The organism is Pseudomonas sp. G166 (assembly GCF_037027455.2).
In the GTDB taxonomy this organism is placed as follows: Bacteria; Pseudomonadota; Gammaproteobacteria; order Pseudomonadales; family Pseudomonadaceae; genus Aquipseudomonas.
Window position 1 is genome coordinate 5,080,241 of record NZ_CP146985.1, and the last position, 15,773, is coordinate 5,096,013.

Below are 15,773 nucleotides of genomic sequence, written 5' to 3' on the forward strand. Positions count from 1 at the left end.
TCGTCAAGGAGGACGCTCGGATGCCTGCCAGCCGCTATCTGTTGTTGCTCGCCACCCTGCCCTGCCTGCCTTTGTGGGCCGCTGGGCAAACCGTGCATCGCTGCGAAAGTCTCGCGGGGCACGTTACATTCACAACGCTGAGCTGTAGTCCGGGAGAAAGCCTGTCGCTGCAGCAGATCCATTCGTTTAGCCCTGGCATGACCGAGCCGATACTGCCCGAAGCAGAATCCCGACAAACATCCGGCAACAAAACCACACGCAAGGAACTGACAGTTGTCGGCCAGTTCGAAGACCGCTGCGCCAATCTGATCGACGCCAGGCAACGCCGCGAAGCGATCATGAACCAGCGCATCATCGCCGGCATGAGCCAGCAGGATGTAGAGAGCGCCCTGGGCAAACCCGACTCAATCAAAATAAGGAATTCGAGCACACGGTATACCTACAAAGCGAAGAAAGGTCGCAGCGCAGAGATCGTGTTTGATGAAAGAGGATGCGTAAAAGGCAAATCGTAGACAGCAAAAAGCCCGCGTTTAACGCGGGCTTTTTGGTGTTTGGTGCACTCGACAGGATTCGAACCTGTGACCGCTCGGTTCGTAGCCGAGTACTCTATCCAGCTGAGCTACGAGTGCAAGTTGTGGTTTTATACCAGATCACAACTGGTTGAAGCCAAGTTATTTGCATTGCTGCAAACAACTCTTAAATGGTGCACTCGACAGGATTCGAACCTGTGACCGCTCGGTTCGTAGCCGAGTACTCTATCCAGCTGAGCTACGAGTGCATTTGTTGCCGCGCATTATAGGTCGTCGAATCTTTCTGTAAAGCGCTTTTTTCCAGTAATTTCAACAACTTACCGAAGAAGCCAGATTGCGTCGCACTAAATAAATAATGGCGGAGAACGGGGGATTCGAACCCCCGACACCCTTTTGAGGTGTACTCCCTTAGCAGGGGAGCGCCTTCGGCCACTCGGCCAGCTCTCCGCAACACGGGGCGTATATTAACCACCTTCATCCCCGTTTGCAAACATAAAAATCGATAAAAATTAATGGCTTGGTTCGTCGTCCTTCTCTTTCTTGATACGCAGGTAAATTTCCTCCCGGTGCACAGCGACCTCTTTCGGGGCGTTGACGCCAATACGCACTTGGTTTCCTTTGACGCCGAGCACGGTCACGGTGATCTCGCCATCACCAATAATCAGGCTTTCCGCACACCGACGAGTCAGAATCAGCATACCTTTCTCCTCACACAATTCAGTAAAGGGACAACAGTCTGCAAAAAAAAGGCATTGGACCGACAACCGAAACGGTCGCAGCCTATAGGCCTAGTATTGACCAGCGCGCGCAAAAGAACAGTTTTGGAACGCGCCATTCAGAAAAACAAAGGGCGCGGTCAAGCCGCGCCCTCAAGGCAACGCCTTACTCGCCCTGTCGGGCGGCAGCGTCGAGTTCGAAAGCCGTGTGCAGGGCGCGCACGGCCAGTTCCAGGTACTTCTCTTCGATCACCACGGAAACCTTGATTTCCGAGGTAGAGATCATCTGGATGTTGATGCTTTCCTTGGCCAGGGATTCGAACATGCGGCTGGCCACGCCTGCGTGGGAGCGCATGCCGACACCGACGATCGAAACCTTGGCGATCTTGGTGTCCCCGACCACTTCCCGGGCACCGATCTCGCTGGCGGTCTTTTTCAATACGGCTTCAGCAGCCTGGTAGTCGTTGCGGTGCACGGTGAAGGTGAAGTCGGTGGTGTTATCGTGCGCGACGTTCTGCACGATCATGTCGACTTCGATGTTCGCGGCGCTGATCGGGCCGAGAATCTTGAACGCCACGCCGGGGGTGTCTGGCACGCCACGGATGGTCAGCTTGGCTTCATCGCGGTTGAAAGCGATGCCGGAAATGATCGGCTGTTCCATGGATTCCTCTTCATCAATAGTAATGAGGGTGCCCGGACCCTCTTTGAAGCTGTGCAGAACGCGCAGCGGAACGTTGTACTTGCCGGCGAATTCGACCGCCCGGATCTGCAACACCTTGGAACCGAGACTGGCCATTTCCAGCATTTCTTCAAAGGTGATCTTGTCCAGGCGCTGAGCCACAGGCACTACCCGTGGGTCAGTGGTGTAGACACCATCCACATCGGTGTAGATCTGGCACTCGTCAGCCTTGAGGGCCGCCGCCAGTGCCACGCCGGTAGTGTCGGAACCGCCACGGCCGAGGGTGGTAATGTTGCCGTGCTCGTCCACGCCCTGGAAACCGGCGACAACCACAACGCGGCCAGCCTTCAGGTCGCCGCGAATTTTCTGATCGTCGATTTGCAGAATACGCGCTTTGTTGTGCGCGCTGTCTGTCAGGATACGAACCTGATTGCCGGTATAGGACACTGCCGGCACGCCACGCTTGATCAGCGCCATGGCCAGCAAGGCGATGGTCACCTGCTCGCCAGTGGAAACGATCACGTCCAGTTCACGGGGAACCGGTTGCTGATCGCCGCTGATTTGCTTGGCCAGATCGATCAGACGGTTGGTCTCGCCGCTCATTGCCGACAGCACAACCACCAGGTCATCGCCCGCATCACGGAATTTCTTAACCTTGTCGGCGACCTGTTCGATTCTCTCGACAGTGCCGACCGAGGTGCCTCCAAATTTCTGTACGATCAAAGCCATTTCAAAGCCGCCTCTGCCCGTGAAGGGCGCCCAATAATCACTCAACAACGGCCGGGCACGCTACTAGACCGCGAGCCCGGAGCGCTGCCTTAAATACCCTGCTCTACAAATGCAACGGTCTGGGCCAGTGCCGCATCCAGTGCGCCGACGTCGGTACCGCCGCCTTGCGCCATGTCCGGACGACCACCGCCCTTGCCGCCCACTGCCGCAGCGGCCTGCTTCATCAAATCACCGGCTTTGAGTTGGCCAGTCAGGTCTTTGGTCACGCCTGCGACGAGAACGACCTTTTCCTCATGGACACTGCCGAGCAGGATCACTGCGCGACCGAGTTTGTTCTTCAACTGATCGACCAGCCCCAGCAGGGCCTTGCCATCCTGGCCGTCGAGACGCACGGCCAGTACTTTCACGCCCTTGACATCCACGGCCTGGGCCGACAGATCGTCGCCTGCGGCGCTGGCAGCCTTGGCTTGCAACTGCTCGAGTTGCTTTTCCAGCAGGCGGTTGCGCTCCAGCACAGCCGACAGCTTGTCGATCAGGTTCTCACGGCTGCCCTTGATCAGGCTCGCCGCTTCCTTGAGTTGTTCTTCAGCCGCGTTGAGGTACGCCAGGGCCGCAGCGCCGGTGACCGCCTCGATGCGGCGCACGCCGGACGCCACGCCGCCTTCGCTGATGATTTTCATCAGGCCGATGTCGCCGGTCCGATTGGCGTGGATGCCACCGCACAGTTCAACAGAGAAGTCGCCCATGCTCAGTACACGTACGCTGTCGCCGTACTTCTCGCCGAACAACGCCATCGCACCTTTGCGCTTGGCGGTCTCGATGTCGGTTTCTTCGGTTTCTACCGGAGAGTTCTTGCGAATCTCGGCATTGACGATGTCTTCCAGCGCCTTGAGTTGCTCAGGCTTGATGGCTTCGAAATGGCTGAAGTCAAAGCGCAGGCGCTGACTGTCGACCAACGAGCCCTTCTGCTGGACGTGATCACCCAGCACCTGGCGCAATGCGGCGTGCAGCAAGTGCGTGGCGGAGTGGTTCAGCGACGTGGCGTGACGAACGTCGGCATCGACATGAGCGGCCACTGGGGCTGCGATCATCAGGCTGCCCGAAGCCAGCACACCGTGATGCAGGAACGCGCCGCCGGTCTTGGTGGTGTCACGCACGTCGAAACGCGAGTTGCCGGCCTGCAAGTAACCGCTGTCGCCGATCTGGCCGCCGGATTCGGCGTAGAACGGCGTCTTGTCCAGCACGATCACGCCTTCCTGGCCTTCGCTCAGGATGTCGACCGACTGCCCGTCTTTATAGATAGCCACGATCTTGGCCGAACCGGTGGTGCCGGCATAGCCGGTGAACTCGGTGGCCACGTCAACCTTGACCAGGCTGTTGTAGTCCATGCCGAAGGAGCTGGCGGAACGCGCACGCACCCGCTGGGCTTCCATCTCACGCTCGAAACCTTCCTCATCGAGGGTCAGGTTGCGTTCGCGGGCGATGTCGCCGGTCAGGTCCATCGGGAAACCGTAGGTGTCGTACAACTTGAACACCACATCGCCCGGAACCACGTTGCCCTTGAGTTCGGCCAGGTCCTGCTCGAGGATCTTCAGGCCTTGCTCCAGGGTCTTGGCGAATTGCTCTTCTTCAGCCTTGAGCACACGCTCGATGTGCGCCTGCTGGGACTTGAGCTCCGGGAAGGCTTCGCCCATCTCGGCCACCAGCGCCGCGACGATCTGATAGAAGAAGCTGCCCTTGGCGCCCAGTTTGTTGCCGTGACGGCAGGCGCGGCGGATGATCCGACGCAGCACATAGCCGCGACCCTCGTTGGACGGCAACACACCGTCGGCAATCAGGAAACCGCAGGAGCGGATGTGGTCGGCCACGACTTTCAGCGAAGCCTGGTTGTCGTTGGTGCAACCGATGGCCTTGGCCGAAGCGCTCAGCAGGCTCTGGAACAGGTCGATTTCGTAGTTGGAATGGACGTGCTGCAACACCGCACTGATCCGCTCCAGGCCCATGCCGGTATCGACCGACGGCGCTGGCAACGGATGCAACACGCCATCGGCGGTGCGGTTGAACTGCATGAACACGTTGTTCCAGATCTCGATGTAGCGGTCGCCGTCTTCTTCCGGCGAGCCGGGTGGGCCGCCCCAGATGTCAGCGCCGTGATCGTAGAAAATCTCGGTGCACGGGCCGCACGGGCCGGTGTCGCCCATGGTCCAGAAGTTATCGGAAGCGTAAGGCGCGCCTTTGTTGTCGCCAATGCGCACCATGCGCTCTGCCGGGACACCGACCTCTTTGGTCCAGATGTCATAGGCTTCGTCATCGGTGGCGTAGACCGTTACCCAAAGCTTCTCCTTGGGCAGGTTCAGCCACTTGTCGGAGGTCAGGAAGGTCCAGGCGAAGGTAATGGCGTCGCGCTTGAAATAATCACCAAAGCTGAAGTTACCCAGCATTTCGAAGAAGGTGTGGTGACGAGCGGTATAGCCGACGTTTTCCAGGTCGTTGTGCTTGCCGCCGGCGCGCACGCATTTCTGGCTGCTTACCGCACGGGTGTAGGCACGTTTTTCCTGGCCCAGGAAGCAGTCCTTGAACTGGTTCATCCCCGCGTTGGTGAACAGCAGGGTCGGGTCGTTGCCCGGAATCAAAGAGCTGGAGGCTACTCGGGTGTGGCCTTGCTCTTCGAAGAAGCGAAGGAAGGCTTCACGGATTTCTGCGCTTTTCATTAGGTTCTTCCACGGAGGCTGCGGCCAAAGGCCTGTGCAAAACGTCAACAGACGAAGCAACGGCAAAGGGCCGCATTATATCGGCCCTTCGCGCGGGGTACAGCGTGTTTATGCGATAGAAACGCTCAATTGGCGCGCTTGACGGGTCAGTGGCGGGAAAAATCGACGAAAGTGGCGATCACTTGGTCGATTTGCGCCCTGTCCACGTCCATGTGCGTCACCATGCGCAGGCGTGGTGCGGCACTGAGCTTGACGTCACGTTCAGCGGCAAAGGTCTTGATCGCCTCGGCCCGCTCGCCCATTTGCACGTAGACCATGTTGGTCTGCACCGGCTCGACCTCGTAACCCGCTGCCCGCAAGCCCTCGGCCAGGCGCTGGGCATTGGCGTGGTCCTCGGCCAAGCGCTGGACCTGGTGCTCCAGGGCATACAGCCCCGCCGCCGCGAGGATCCCGGCCTGGCGCATACCGCCGCCGACCATCTTGCGCAGCCGACGCGCCTTGCCGATCAACTCGACGCTACCGCACAGGACCGAGCCAATGGGCGCGCCAAGGCCTTTGGACAGACACACCGATACTGAATCGAAATATTGCGTGATCTCCCGAGCATCGACATTCAACTTGACCGCAGCGTTGTACAGCCGCGCGCCGTCCAGGTGCAGGGCCAGGCCATGCTCCCGGGTGAACTGCCGGGCCCTAGCCAGGTAATCCAGCGGCAGGACCTTGCCCTGCATAGTGTTTTCCAGGGCCAGCAAGCGGGTGCGGGCAAAATGGAAATCATCGGGTTTGATCGCCGCAGCGACTTGCACCAGGTCCAGGGAGCCGTCCGCTTGCACCTCAAGGGGCTGAGGCTGGATCGAACCAAGCACAGCTGCACCGCCGCCTTCGTACTTATAGGTGTGGGCCTGCTGGCCGACGATGTATTCATCGCCGCGCTCGCAATGGGCCATCAACCCCAGCAGGTTGCTCATGGTGCCCGTCGGCACGAACAGCGCCGCCGCGAACCCCAGGCGCTCGGCCAGTTCGGCTTCGAGTCGATTGACGGTAGGGTCTTCGCCATACACATCGTCGCCGGTCGGCGCACTGGCCATGGCATCGAGCATGCCGGCGGAGGGCTGGGTGACCGTGTCGCTGCGAAGATCGATAACACTCATGATTCTGGCCTCGGGTTCAGGTGGCGGGAAATCCCTTTCGAAGGGCAATTACTGCGGGCATGGCGTGAAATAATCAAGACCAGTGGAGGGAAAAGACACACGAGCCAACAGATTATTCGAAACACCTGTGGGAGCGAGCCTGCTCGCGATAGCGGAATTCCAGGCAGCATCGACGGCGACTGACACTCCGCTCTCGCGAGCAGGCTCGCTCCCACAAGGGGTTATGTGTTAAAAATCCTCCGCTGCCACAAACCATGGCGGCAAAAACGTTCTCAGGGCGGGGTGTAATTCCCCACCGGCGGTAATTGCACGCAACGTGCATAGCCCGCGAGCGCTTGGCGATACATGGTTTTCACGGTGTAGCGGCAAGGTCAGCAGACCCGGTGTGATTCCGGGGCCGACGGTCATAGTCCGGATGAAGAGAGAACGGGATTGGCACCCAAGGGCCGTCTGCGGCTATCTGCGCGCGCGTACCCTCGAATCCCCTTCGATTCATGACGCCCTGTTTTTCACACAAACAGGAACCAGAACATGCAACCCACTGCAATCGACAGCAAAAGCAAAATTCATCCGGGCGAGCGCGTCGCGTTCATCCAGGCCTGCTGGCACAAGGAAATCGTCGACCAGAGCCGTAAGGGCTTCGTCGCCGAAATGATCGTCCAGGGTTATCAGGAAAGCGACATCGACTTCTTCGAAGTCGGCGGCGCCTTCGAGATCCCGCTGCACGCCAAGCTGCTGGCCAAGTCAGGCCGTTACGCTGGCATCGTCGCCGCCGGCCTGGTGGTGGATGGCGGCATCTACCGTCACGAGTTCGTCGCCCAATCGGTGATCAGCGGCCTGATGCAGGTTCAACTGGAAACCGAAGTGCCGGTATTCTCGGTCGTGCTTACGCCGCATCACTTCCATGCCGGGGAAGAGCACCAGAAGTTCTTCTTCGAGCATTTCGTGCACAAGGGCCAGGAAGCAGCGAAGACCTGTGCCGATACGTTGCACAAGACCCGGGCGTTGCGGCGTAGTGAGCAGCGGGCGGTAGCAGTCTAAAAGTTGCAAAAAACCTGTGGGAGCGAGCTTGCTCGCGATAGTGGAGTGTCAGTCACTTTAAGGATTGACTGATACACCGCTATCGCGAGCAAGCTCGCTCCCACATTGGTTTTGTAGGGACTTCAGATCAGATTTTCGTCTGTCGCCGGCACGATCAGGATGCCGGCCCGCAAGCCATTCTTGACCTTGGGGTTGGGGAAGATGATCCGAGCCCCCTCCTCTTCGATCACCCAACGCGTCTGGGCGATGTCTTCGGCCAGCACATAGCCTTTGCCCAGTTCCGAGAAATTCTCGACGTCCGCCGGCAGGTTCAAGCGGAAGCTGTCGCTGTGCTTGATGATTTCCCGCGCCACGCTGAATAGCTGCAAGCCATCGAGCCCTTCATCCAGCTCAGGCTCGTTGCCTTCGATGATCCGTTGCAGGCGGGTTTCCAGCAGGCTGACGTTGACGCCGTCGTTCTGCCCGAACGGCCGGGCCTTGCCCAGTTCCAGGGTGAAGGATTCGGCACCGAGCTGATCGTAGGTGTAGGCACTGAACACAATGGACGGCTTGTTCTGCAGCAACACCGCTTCCATGCCCGCAGCACGCAGGCGCGCCAGCTCACGGCGTGAGTGCTGGCGACCTTCCTTCCACGGGTACAAGGCGAACTGCTCGATCTTCGAACCGCGAATAGCGGTGTGCAGGTCGTAATGCAAACGGCTGCGTTCTGGCCGACTGAAGAAACTCGCGGCCAGTCGCTCCAGTTCGCAAGCCCGCAACGCCTCGGCGCCGCCGCTCAGTTCATGGCGGCCGTTGAACAGCCGATTGACGTCCTGTTCGACAAAACGCTCACCGCGTCGGATGGCCTCGGGGTTGCCGAACAAAAACAGAATGCGTGCCCGCGGTTTCAAATGGCCTCGGGCAATGTCATGCAGTAGACGGTCGAGCAATTCGATGGGCGCGGTTTCGTTGCCGTGGATACCGGCCGACAGCAGCAGGTCCAAGCCGTTATCCCGGGCTTCGGGCGGCTTGACCTCCAGCGCGCCCTCGCTCAACCAGCGCATCCGTACGCCTTCGACAGTCAGTTGAGTCTTCTCCGCCGGTTCACGGCCGGCGAGGGTCAGTTCAAGCAGTTTGCCGAGGGCGAGCATAGCGCGGTTTCCTTAATGGTCGTGGCCGCAATCCGGGCCATGGACATGGTCATCGTCGCCGACGTCCGCCGGTTCCATTTCCAGTTGCAGGCTGACCAGGTTGGTCGCCAATGGACGCAACAACAGGTTGGCGTATTCCTCATCCCCTTCCTCGACATCGACGCCGATCAGCAACTGGCCGCGGCCGTCCTGCTGGATCCACAATTCCTTGCCTTGCCACATCACCGCAACGCGAGTGCAGGAGGTTTCCAGTTGGGTGCCGTCGGTGTCTTCAAGGATCAGTTGCAGAGTATCGCTCATGTTTTAACGTTCTCGTCTGGGGATAAGGCAACGCGCCCTGCTTTGACTGTAGTCAGGTCGCGCGCGCTTTCAATTGATCTGGAAAGGATAAACCGCGCCAAGTTTAAGGATTTGTGTCAGTTCATCCAGAGCCGCACGGCATTCGAGCAGTAACTGCGGGTCTGCCAGATCGTTTTCGGTCATGCGGTCGCGGTAGTGTCGCTCAACCCATTGGGTCAGCGAATCGTACAACGGCGCGGTCATGATAACCCCTGGGTTGACGGCCGCCAGCTCGGTTTCATTGAGGGCCACGCGTAACCTCAGGCAGGCTGGGCCGCCACCGTTCTGCATGCTTTGCTTGAGATCGAAGACCTTGACCTCGCGAATCACCCCGCCAGCGCCCGTCAGGCCTTGCAGGTATTGCCAGACGCGTTCGTTGCTGCGGCACTCTTCCGGCACGATCAACAGCATCGAGCCGTCGGGACGCGACAGCAGCTGGCTATTGAACAGGTAGGAGCGCACGGCGTCATCGACAGTCACCGCTGAACGTGGCACACACACCGACTGGAATTTCCCACCGACCTTGGCGAGTTTGCGGCTCAACTCGGCCAGCATCTTGTCGGTCTCGAGGAACGCATCCTCGTGGTAGAACAACACTTCGCCGTTGCCCACCGCGATCACGTCGTTGTGGAACACGCCCTGATCGATCACCGACGGGTTTTGCTGGGCATACACCACGCCCTCCTCCCTCAGCCCATGCAGACGCGCGACAGCCTGGGAGGCTTCCAGGGTCTGGCGCGCCGGGTATTTCTGCGGTGCGGGGTAACGGGTGTCAAAGGCACTGCGGCCGAATACGAAAAACTCCACGCCGGCCTCGCCGTAGGCGCGACAGAAACGGGTATGGTTAGCCGCGCCTTCGTCGCCGAACTGCGCCACTGCCGGCAAGGCGGCGTGATGGGCGAAGTGCTGCTGGTCAGCAAACATCGCTCCCAGCACGCGGCTGGTGGTCGGGTGTTCGATGCTGCGGTGGTATTTGCAGTTCAGGTTGGCGGCAGTGAAATGCACGCGACCGTCAGCGGTGTCGGCGCTCGGGCTGACGGTCGCGGCGTTGGCCACCCACATGCTGGAGGCCGAGCAACTGGCGACCAGCAGCGGCATCGCTTCTTTCGCGGCCTGCTGAATCACCTGCGCATCGCTGCCGGCAAAGCCCAACCGACGCAGGGCTGCTACGTCCGGGCGCTCCTGTGGCGCCAGCACCCCTTGCTGGAAACCCATGTCCATCAGCGCTTTCATTTTTGCCAGGCCCTGCAACGCCGCTTCCTTGGGGTTGGAGGACTGCTGGCTGTTGCTCTGGGACGCGACGTTGCCGTACGAGAGCCCGCCGTAGTTATGGGTCGGCCCCACTAGACCGTCAAAGTTGACTTCATAGGATTTCATCAGCGAGGCTCCACGAGAATCTGTTTTTTATAGGCATCAATAACAACTGCGGTGCGGCCATCGCGAGCAAGCTCGCTCCCACAAAGGATTGCGCAAAACCCCGTGGGAGCGAGCTTGCTCGCGATTGGGGCTCACACCATTCTCACGCCAGGGGTCAGGGCAGCCGGCATGACAAGGCTCGGGGTTTCCAGGGAAGCCACCGGGTAGGCGCAATAATCCGCCGCGTAATAAGCGCTGGCGCGATGGTTGCCCGAAGCGCCGACACCGCCGAACGGTGCGCTGCTGGCAGCCCCCGTCAGCTGTTTGTTCCAGTTGACGATACCGGCACGGCTCTCCAGCCAAAACTGCTGGTAACGCGTCTGGGAGTCCGACAGCAACCCGGCGGCCAGGCCATATTGAGTATTGTTGGCCTCGGCGATCGCCGCTGGGAAATCCGTGTAGCGAATCACCTGCAGCAACGGCCCGAACAGCTCCTCGTCAGGACGTTCGGCCACCGCTGTCACGTCCAGGATACCCGGCGTCAGCAAGGCCGCCTGGGCCTGGGGTTGGGTCATTGCCAACAGCGGCACGGCACCCAGGCCGAGCAAATGGTCTTGCGCATCCATCAAGGCTTTCGCGGCGCCCAGGGAAATCACCGAGCCCATGAACGGCGCCGGTTGCTGGTCGAAGGCTCCAACCTCGATGGTCGAGCTGACCGCCACCAGGCGCGCCAGCAAGGCATCGCCCCACGCGCCTTCCGGTACCAGCAGGCGGCGCGCACAGGTGCAACGCTGGCCGGCGGAAATGAAGGCGGACTGAATGATGGTGTAGACCGCCGCGTCGACATCGGCCACCTCATCCACCACCAACGGGTTGTTACCGCCCATTTCCAGCGCCAGGATCTTGTCCGGACGACCGGAAAACTGTTGATGCAACAGATTGCCGGTGCGACTGGAGCCGGTGAAAAACAGCCCGTCGATGCCCGGGTTGGCCGCCAGGGCGATACCGGTTTCCCGCGCCCCTTGCAGCAGGTTCAGCACGCCCGCCGGCAGACCGGCCTCGACCCAGCACTTGACCGTCAACTCGGCGACTTTCGGCGTCAGCTCGCTGGGTTTGAACAGCACGCAATTGCCGGCCAGCAGGGCTGGGACAATGTGCCCGTTGGGCAAGTGGCCGGGGAAGTTGTAGGGCCCAAACACTGCGACCACACCGTGAGGCTTGTGGCGCAGCACGGCGGTGGCGTCGCCCAGGGGGCCACTCTTTTCGCCGGTACGCTCGCGATAGCTCTGCACCGAGATAGCGACCTTGTTGACCATGCTGGTGACTTCGGTGGCCGCTTCCCACAACGGCTTGCCGGTTTCCTCACCGATGCAATGGGCCAGTTCGTCAGCGTGTTTTTTCAGGCTCGCGGCAAAGGCTTCCAGCACCTGGATGCGCTCGTCCAGAGAACGCCGGGCCCAGTCCGGGAAGGCCTGGCGCGCCGCCTGCACCGCCGATTCCACCTGCGCGGCCGTGGCCCCCTTGCCAGACCACAGCACCTGCTGGGTCACCGGGTTCAACGACTCAAATACGTCGCCCTGGCCTTCCAGCCAACTTCCTGCGATGTACAGCGAATTCATTATTTCGACTCCCGAGCAGCAGACAACGCGACGGCACGCACCTGATCGCCAGCGTTGAGTTGAAGACGTTTGGCGGTCAGCGGGTCGACCACCAGGGTGCCCGCAGCGAGGCGCGCCGGTGCGGCGGTAATGCGGCAGTCTTCGCGCTTGCGGTTATGAATCAGGAACGGCGTGGCATCATCGCCCGGCGTGCCGATGGCCAGGACCAGCGCCTGGCTGTCGCGAACCGCGCGGATCTTGCCGGTTTCACATTCCACCGCCGGGCCGGCGTCGAAGATGTCGACGTAACCCTGGTAGCTGAAGCCTTCGCTCTTGAGCATCGACAGCGCGGGCTCGGTGTCTGGGTGAACCTGGCCGATCACGGCCCGGGCATCTTCAGACAGAAAGCACGTGTACAGCGGAAACTTGGGCATCAGCTCGGCGATGAACGCCTTGTTGCCCACGCCGGTCAGGTAATCGGCCTGACTGAATTCCATCTTGAAGAAGTGTCGGCCCAGGCTTTCCCAGAACGGCGAACGACCGTTGTCGTCAGACATGCCGCGCATCTCGGCGATGATCTTGTTGCCGAACAATTGTGGAAATTCGGCAATGAACAACAGCCGCGCCTTGGCCAGCATCCGGCCATTGAGGCCGGTACGGAAGTCGGCGTGCAGGAACAGCGAGCACAGCTCGGAATTGCCAGTCAGGTCGTTGGCCAAAAACAGCGTCGGAATTTCCCGGTAGATATTCAGTTCCTGGGAGGCGCTGACCGTCAGGCCGACCCGGAAGTTGTACCAGGGCTCACGCAGCCCCACGGCGCCCGCAATGGCGGAAATACCGACCACCCGACCGTCGTCGTCTTCGAGCACGAACAGGTAGTCCGCGTCACCGCGCCCGGCTTCGCCGCGAAAGGTCTTCTCGGCCCAGCCGACCCGATGGGCCAGGCGCTCTTCGTTGGCCGGCAAGGTGGTCAAGCCAGTGCCAGTGCTGCGGGCCAGGGCGATCAGAGCGGGTAAATCGCTGCTGCGTACGGGACGAACGATCATGCTATCTCCTCAAACGGGCCGCTTGCGCCACCCGCGAAACTCAGCTGTAAGGCGTTAAACCGCCACCAGGCGCACGCTGGCACCTTCACCAACGCCCAAGGCCTCGGCCGCTTCCATGTCCAATGTCACAGGCTTGCCCGGCGCGTAGTCGAGCTCGAGCAGCACGGCGCGGTAATCCTGCAACTGAGCATTGGCCACCAGGTATTGCCGGCCAACGCCCTTGACCGGTTCGCCGATCTTGACCGGCACCACGCGGCTCTGGGCAATCGAGCGGATCCCCGAGACACGGGCATGCAAGGTCGGGCCACCGTCAAAGATGTCGATGTAATGATCGGTCTCGAAACCCTCGCGCATCAGGATGTCGAAGGTGATCTGCGCCCGCGGATGAACCTGGCCCATGGCTTCCTGGGCGGCGTCCGGCAACAACGGCACATAGATCGGGTAATGGGGCATCAGCTCGGCGAGGAAGGTGCGGCTTTTCAGCCCGCACAGGCGCTCGGCGGCGGCGTAATTGAGGTCGAAGAAATTGCGACCGATGGCATCCCAGAACGGCGAGTCGCCATTCTCATCGCTGTAGCCGACGATCTCGGTCACCACCGAATCGGCAAACCGCTCCGGATGGCTGGCGACGAACAGCAAGCGCCCGCGGGAATTGAGTTCCGACCATGGCGAGCCGACCAACTCGGGCACCACATAGAAACTGGTCAACAGGCTGTTGCCGGTCAGGTCGTGACATTGGGAGAGCACGTGGATCTTGTTGTGGATCTTCAGCTCACGGGAGGCGTGGACGAAGGTCTCGTTACGAAAGCTGTAGAACGGTTCGGAATAGCCGGCCGAAGCGACGATGGCCGAACAGCCTGCCAGCTTGCCGGTCGCAGTGTCCTCGAGGACAAAGAAATAGCTTTCTTCACCATTGAAGCTGACTTCGGCAGCAAACGAAGCTTCGCTTGCTGCGATCTTGTCGCTCAGGCGTTCCACGTCATCCGGCAAGGAAGTGACACCGATCGGACTGTCCGCAGCCAGACGCTGTACCTCGCCCAGATCAGCCATTTGCGCGGGGCGCATCACCAGCATGGTGTCACTCCTTAACTTGAAATAAACGGTTCGACCGTCGGGTCGATACACAGGAAAAAACTAAACGAACACACAAGCTCGCATTGCATCTGCGGCGGTATTCGATTTTTCAGTCACTGCAAGGCCCCTGTGGGAGCGAGCTTGCTCGCGATAGCAGCGGTACATTCAACCTCAGTGCAAGCTGAACCGGCGCCATCGCGAGCAAGCGCGCTCCCACAGGAATCCGGTTCAGCCTTTAGAGCATCAGGCTTGCGTCAGCTTCGCCGCAGCCCGCTCGAAGCGGTCCAGGCCGGCATCGATATCGGCGTCTTCCACCACCAGGCTCGGGGCGAAACGAATCACGTCCGGGCCGGCTTGCAGAATCATCAGGCCTTCCTGTTCGGCGGCGTTGAAAATGTCCTTGGCCTTGCCTTTCCAGGCATCGTTCAGCACGCAACCGATCAACAGGCCCAGACCACGCACCTGGGTGAACAGGCCGTACTTCTCGCCGATCTGCTCCAGGCGAACCTTGAACTTGTGATGCTTGGCTTTGACACCAGCAAGCACCTCAGGGGTATTGACCACATCGATCACCGCTTCGGCCACCGCGCAGGCCAGCGGGTTGCCGCCATACGTCGTGCCGTGAGTGCCGACGACCAGATGCTTGGCCAGCGCTTCGGTGGTGAGCATCGCCGCGATCGGGAAACCACCGCCCAGGCTCTTGGCACTGGTGAGGATGTCCGGGACCACGCCGTAATGCATGTAGGCGAACAGGTGGCCGCTTCGGCCCATGCCCGTCTGCACTTCGTCGAACACCAGCAGCGCGTCATGGGCATCGCACAGGTCGCGGGCACCTTGCAGGTAAGCCTGCTCGGCCGGCAGCACGCCGCCCTCACCCTGGATCGGCTCCAGCACCACGGCGCAGGTCTTGTCCGAGATAGCCGCTTTCAAAGCCGCCAGGTCGTTGTAAGGAACGTGGGTGATGCCGGTAATTTTAGGACCGAAACCGTCGGAGTACTTCGACTGCCCACCGACATTGACGGTGAACAGGGTGCGGCCGTGGAAGCTGTTGAGCGCAGCGATGATTTCGTATTTTTCGCTGCCGAAACGATCGAACGCGACACGACGGGCCAGCTTGAAGGCGGCCTCGTTGGCTTCAGCGCCGGAGTTGCAGAAAAACGCGCGCTCGGCAAAGGTTGCGTTGACCAGCTTATGGGCCAGGCGCAGGGCCGGTTCGTTGGTAAATACGTTGGACACATGCCACAGCTTGTTGGCCTGCTCGGTCAAGGCTGCGACCAGCACCGGGTGGGTGTGGCCCAGTACGTTGACTGCAATACCGCCGGCAAAGTCGATCAACTCGCGGCCGGACTGGTCCCATACGCGGGAACCGGCGCCACGCACCGGGATGAAGGCAGCAGGTGCATAGTTGGGAACCATAACCTGGTCGAAATCGGCGCGTTGTACCGCAGCTTGCTCAACGGACATCGGAGTCTCCTGAAAAGGAACACCCGCCTGAAACTGGCGGGCTTGGTGAGGATTGTAAGGACAGTTTTCAGCCCGGCCTTGCCGCCAAGCGACAACTTCTTATAGCGCCAACCCACGTTTTTCGCGGGTTTACGGCAATGCGACAAATAGCGTCGCAAAGGCGCAGTTTAAACGTTGCCAAGGGATTTGAGGGACCTGCATCCACATTT

At 60.4% G+C, this 15,773-nt stretch carries 13 protein-coding genes, 3 tRNA genes and 1 riboswitch; of the genes, 2 read left to right on the top strand and 14 right to left on the bottom strand.

Annotated features, from left to right (window positions below):
- Positions 1–20: 20 nt before the first annotated feature.
- Positions 21–512 (top strand): cell envelope protein SmpA, encoded by a 492-nt coding sequence (locus SGN16_RS22385; protein WP_210640173.1) that lies wholly within the window; start codon positions 21–23, stop codon positions 510–512.
- A 40-nt stretch (positions 513–552) separates the two neighbouring features.
- Here SGN16_RS22385 and SGN16_RS22390 read toward each other — a convergent pair.
- From SGN16_RS22390 to ltaE, 7 genes are all read right to left on the bottom strand, one after another.
- Positions 553–629, bottom strand: a tRNA-Arg gene (locus tag SGN16_RS22390).
- Between the two features lie 72 nt (positions 630–701).
- Positions 702–778, bottom strand: a tRNA-Arg gene (locus tag SGN16_RS22395).
- Positions 779–886: 108 nt separating this feature from the next.
- Positions 887–977: transfer RNA gene (locus tag SGN16_RS22400), tRNA-Ser, on the bottom strand.
- 62 nt (positions 978–1,039) lie between these two features.
- Positions 1,040–1,228: a carbon storage regulator CsrA gene (gene csrA, locus SGN16_RS22405; protein WP_003178872.1), complete on the bottom strand. Its 189-nt coding sequence runs from the start codon at positions 1,226–1,228 to the stop codon at positions 1,040–1,042.
- Positions 1,229–1,412: 184 nt separating this feature from the next.
- A complete protein-coding gene (locus SGN16_RS22410; protein WP_210640175.1) occupies positions 1,413–2,654 on the bottom strand; it encodes an aspartate kinase in 1,242 nt (413 codons plus the stop codon).
- Positions 2,655–2,743: 89 nt separating this feature from the next.
- Entirely contained in the window at positions 2,744–5,365 is a 2,622-nt protein-coding gene (alaS, locus tag SGN16_RS22415; RefSeq protein ID WP_210640177.1) for an alanine--tRNA ligase, read from the bottom strand.
- A gap of 146 nt (positions 5,366–5,511) precedes the next feature.
- Positions 5,512–6,516, bottom strand: coding sequence for a low-specificity L-threonine aldolase (gene ltaE / locus SGN16_RS22420; protein WP_339101816.1), 1,005 nt, complete (start codon positions 6,514–6,516; stop codon positions 5,512–5,514).
- A gap of 264 nt (positions 6,517–6,780) precedes the next feature.
- A riboswitch (FMN riboswitch) is annotated at positions 6,781–6,948 on the top strand.
- Between the two features lie 99 nt (positions 6,949–7,047).
- On the opposite strand from ltaE, the gene SGN16_RS22425 reads away from it, so the two are divergent.
- Positions 7,048–7,557, top strand: a complete 510-nt coding sequence (locus SGN16_RS22425) for a 6,7-dimethyl-8-ribityllumazine synthase (protein ID WP_339101817.1) — start codon at positions 7,048–7,050, stop codon at positions 7,555–7,557.
- Between the two features lie 122 nt (positions 7,558–7,679).
- Here SGN16_RS22425 and astE read toward each other — a convergent pair whose 3' ends face one another.
- The 7 genes from astE to SGN16_RS22460 form a co-directional block, all read right to left on the bottom strand.
- Positions 7,680–8,687 (bottom strand): succinylglutamate desuccinylase, encoded by a 1,008-nt coding sequence (gene astE / locus SGN16_RS22430; protein ID WP_210640182.1) that lies wholly within the window; start codon positions 8,685–8,687, stop codon positions 7,680–7,682.
- A gap of 12 nt (positions 8,688–8,699) precedes the next feature.
- On the bottom strand, positions 8,700–8,987 hold the full coding sequence (locus SGN16_RS22435) for a hypothetical protein (protein ID WP_003178862.1): 288 nt from the start codon (positions 8,985–8,987) through the stop codon (positions 8,700–8,702).
- A 69-nt stretch (positions 8,988–9,056) separates the two neighbouring features.
- A complete protein-coding gene (astB, locus tag SGN16_RS22440) occupies positions 9,057–10,403 on the bottom strand; it encodes an N-succinylarginine dihydrolase (protein WP_210640184.1) in 1,347 nt (448 codons plus the stop codon).
- 131 nt (positions 10,404–10,534) lie between these two features.
- Entirely contained in the window at positions 10,535–12,004 is a 1,470-nt protein-coding gene (gene astD / locus SGN16_RS22445) for a succinylglutamate-semialdehyde dehydrogenase (protein WP_335943935.1), read from the bottom strand.
- Positions 12,001–13,026, bottom strand: a complete 1,026-nt coding sequence (astA, locus tag SGN16_RS22450; RefSeq protein ID WP_210640186.1) for an arginine N-succinyltransferase — start codon at positions 13,024–13,026, stop codon at positions 12,001–12,003. The genes astD and astA overlap by 4 nt, the downstream gene beginning before the upstream one ends.
- 54 nt (positions 13,027–13,080) lie before the next feature.
- The gene (gene aruF, locus SGN16_RS22455) at positions 13,081–14,100 is read right to left on the bottom strand and encodes an arginine/ornithine succinyltransferase subunit alpha (protein ID WP_092201660.1); all 1,020 of its coding nucleotides are present in this window, start codon (positions 14,098–14,100) and stop codon (positions 13,081–13,083) included.
- 243 nt (positions 14,101–14,343) lie between these two features.
- Positions 14,344–15,564, bottom strand: coding sequence for an aspartate aminotransferase family protein (locus SGN16_RS22460; RefSeq protein WP_210640187.1), 1,221 nt, complete (start codon positions 15,562–15,564; stop codon positions 14,344–14,346).
- Positions 15,565–15,773 lie beyond the last annotated feature (209 nt).

What these genes read in the sequence shown, in the direction of transcription:
- SGN16_RS22385 (WP_210640173.1), top strand. Translation starts at nt 21, where the DNA reads ATGCCTGCCAGCCGCTATCTGTTGTTGCTCGCCACCCTGCCCTGCCTG.
- csrA (WP_003178872.1), bottom strand. Translation starts at nt 1,228, where the DNA reads ATGCTGATTCTGACTCGTCGGTGTGCGGAAAGCCTGATTATTGGTGAT.
- SGN16_RS22410 (WP_210640175.1), bottom strand. Translation starts at nt 2,654, where the DNA reads ATGGCTTTGATCGTACAGAAATTTGGAGGCACCTCGGTCGGCACTGTC.
- alaS (WP_210640177.1), bottom strand. Translation starts at nt 5,365, where the DNA reads ATGAAAAGCGCAGAAATCCGTGAAGCCTTCCTTCGCTTCTTCGAAGAG.
- ltaE (WP_339101816.1), bottom strand. Translation starts at nt 6,516, where the DNA reads ATGAGTGTTATCGATCTTCGCAGCGACACGGTCACCCAGCCCTCCGCC.
- SGN16_RS22425 (WP_339101817.1), top strand. Translation starts at nt 7,048, where the DNA reads ATGCAACCCACTGCAATCGACAGCAAAAGCAAAATTCATCCGGGCGAG.
- astE (WP_210640182.1), bottom strand. Translation starts at nt 8,687, where the DNA reads ATGCTCGCCCTCGGCAAACTGCTTGAACTGACCCTCGCCGGCCGTGAA.
- SGN16_RS22435 (WP_003178862.1), bottom strand. Translation starts at nt 8,987, where the DNA reads ATGAGCGATACTCTGCAACTGATCCTTGAAGACACCGACGGCACCCAA.
- astB (WP_210640184.1), bottom strand. Translation starts at nt 10,403, where the DNA reads ATGAAATCCTATGAAGTCAACTTTGACGGTCTAGTGGGGCCGACCCAT.
- astA (WP_210640186.1), bottom strand. Translation starts at nt 13,026, where the DNA reads ATGATCGTTCGTCCCGTACGCAGCAGCGATTTACCCGCTCTGATCGCC.
- aruF (WP_092201660.1), bottom strand. Translation starts at nt 14,100, where the DNA reads ATGCTGGTGATGCGCCCCGCGCAAATGGCTGATCTGGGCGAGGTACAG.
- SGN16_RS22460 (WP_210640187.1), bottom strand. Translation starts at nt 15,564, where the DNA reads ATGTCCGTTGAGCAAGCTGCGGTACAACGCGCCGATTTCGACCAGGTT.